At 60.2% G+C, this 2,558-nt stretch carries 2 protein-coding genes and 1 pseudogene; all 3 read right to left on the reverse strand.

The genetic code is table 11. The annotated features are described in order from the left end of the window. Positions 1-101: 101 nt before the first annotated feature. Positions 102-938, reverse strand: coding sequence for an urea ABC transporter ATP-binding protein UrtD (gene urtD, locus ABYA88_RS16055; RefSeq protein WP_373188390.1), 837 nt, complete (start codon positions 936-938; stop codon positions 102-104). Further along, positions 935-1,966: an urea ABC transporter permease subunit UrtC gene (gene urtC / locus ABYA88_RS16060; RefSeq protein WP_373188391.1), complete on the reverse strand. Its 1,032-nt coding sequence runs from the start codon at positions 1,964-1,966 to the stop codon at positions 935-937. The genes urtD and urtC overlap by 4 nt, the downstream gene beginning before the upstream one ends. 115 nt (positions 1,967-2,081) lie before the next feature. Continuing rightward, positions 2,082-2,558: pseudogene (locus ABYA88_RS16065) on the reverse strand (urea ABC transporter permease subunit UrtB); the annotation flags it as partial.

Consider the following 2,558-nt stretch of genomic DNA (forward strand, 5'->3'; position numbering starts at 1 on the left):
AGCAGGCAGCCACAGGTGCCTTCGCGTACTTCCAGATCCAGGTCCCAGAGGATGTGGCTCTGGTTGTACAGCTGATTGATTTTTTGAATGCGCAGCACGGATTACTCTCCCAGATAGACTTCAATGACGCGCGGATTGTTTTGCACCTGATCCATGCTGCCTTCGGCCAGCACCGACCCCTGGTGCAGCACCGTGACCTTGCGCGCGATGGAACGGACAAAAGCCATGTCGTGTTCCACCACGATCACTGAATGCCGTCCGGCCAGCGATGTGAGCAGCTCGGCGGTCTTTTCGACTTCTTCCCCCGTCATGCCGGCAACCGGCTCATCCACCAACAGCACCCGCGGGTTCTGCACCAGCAGCATGCCGATCTCCAGCCACTGCTTCTGGCCATGGGACAGCGCCCCGGCTTCCTGGTGGTAATGCTCGGTCAGCCCGATCTGGCGCAGGACCTCGTCGATACGATCGCGCTGCTCACCGGTCAGGTCATGGTTGAGCGTGTACCAGACGTTCTTTTTCGAGGCAGTCGCCAACTCCAGGTTCTCGAACACCGACAGCGCCTCGAATACGGTGGGCTTCTGGAACTTGCGGCCAATGCCGCCGCGGGCGATCTGATGCTCGGAACGTTTGAGCAGATCGATCCGCTGGCCGAACCAGATGCTGCCGGTGTCGGGTTTGGTCTTGCCGGTGATCACATCCATCATCGTGGTTTTGCCGGCGCCGTTGGGGCCGATGATGCAGCGCAGCTCACCCTCGTCGATAGTCAGGTCCAGGTTGTTCAATGCCTTGAAGCCATCAAAACTGACGCTGACATTCTCGACATACAGTATTGGACCGTGGGTGGTATCGACCACGCTGTCGAACGCCGGCGGCGACTGGACAAAATCGAACACCTGATCCCGGCGCCAGGTCTCGCGCAGTTGCTCTGTGGTCTTCATTTCTTGTCTCCCTTGCGCAGCAGACGGCCGGCCAGACCGACCAGCCCCTTGGGCATGAACAGCGTGACCAGCACGAACAGGCCGCCGAGAATGAACAGCCAGGTTTCCGGCGAGAATGTGGTGAAGAAGGTCTTGGCGTAATTTACCGAGAACGCACCGACCAGCGCGCCGAACAATGTGCCGCGGCCTCCGGTGGCGACCCAGACGACCATCTCGATGGAGTTGAGCGGCGAGAATTCCCCCGGGTTGATGATGCCCACCTGCGGTACATAGAGCGCACCGGCAACTGCAGCCAGCATCGCCGAGAACACGAACAGCCAGAGCTTGTAGGACTCGACCTGATAGCCGGAGAACCGGGTGCGGCTTTCCGCATCGCGGATGGCAACGATCACCCGGCCCATGCGCGAGGTGACGATATAGCGGCAGGCCAGATAGCCGAGAATCAACGCGATGGCCGATGCAATCAGCAAACCGGCCCGTGTGGAGTCGGCGCTCAGATCGAAGCCGAGAATATCCTTGAAATCATTCAGCCCGTTGTTGCCGCCAAAACCCATCTCGTTGCGGAAGAACGCCAGCATCAAGGCATAGGTGAGCGCCTGGGTGATGATCGCAAAGTACACGCCGGTCACCCGTGAGCGAAACGCCAGCCAGCCGAATACCAGGGCCAGTACACCCGGAACCAGCAGCACCATCAGCATCGCGAACCAGAACATGTCGAAGCCCTGCCAATACCAGGGCAGGGTTTCCCAGTTGAGCACCACCATGAAGTCCATCAGTTCGGGATGGCCATACACGCCGCGGTCACCGATCTGGCGCATCAGGTACATGCCCATCCCGTAGCCGCCCAGGGTGAAAAAGGCGCCGTGGCCCAGCGACAGGATGCCGGCATAGCCCCAGATCAGGTCGACGGATAACGCCAGCAGTGCAAAGCAGAGAAACTTGCCGAGCAACCCGACTGTGAAATTGGATACATAGAACGGGGATTCCGGTGGCACGGCGAGGTTGAGCACCGGCACCAGGATCGCCATCAGGGCGACCAGTCCGAGCACGACCATACCGCCCCGGTCGTTCAGTAATAGACGTTGGATCAGCATACTTCCCTCTCAATAATCATTGGCTTGAGCAGCAACGCGCATCGGCGCATCAGTCTGCCGCTGCGCGTCCTTTTTGCGGGAAGAGTCCCTTGGGCCGTTTCTGGATGAACAGGATCAGCATGATCAGCACCATGACCTTGGCCAGCATCGCGCCAGCGTAGGGCTCCAGGAAATTGTTGATCAGCCCCAGGCTCATGGCGCTCACCAGCGTGCCCCAGAGGTTGCCGACGCCGCCGAACACCACGACCATGAACGAATCGATGATGTAGGCCTGGCCCAGATTGGGCCCGACGTTGGTAATCTGCGACAGGGCCACACCGGCAATGCCCGCCACGCCAGAGCCCAGGCCAAAGGTCAGGGCGTCTACCCAACTCGAGCGCACGCCCACAGCGCGGGCCATGGCGCGGTTCTGCGAGACGGCGCGGACCTTCAGGCCCAGCGAAGTGCGCTTCATCACCAGCAGCAGCGCGAAGAACACCATCAGACCAAAGATCAGGATGTACAGGCGCGTGTAGGTGATCGACAG

Origin of the sequence: Halopseudomonas sp., assembly GCF_041579695.1 — a bacterium.
GTDB lineage: Bacteria > Pseudomonadota > Gammaproteobacteria > Pseudomonadales > Pseudomonadaceae > Halopseudomonas.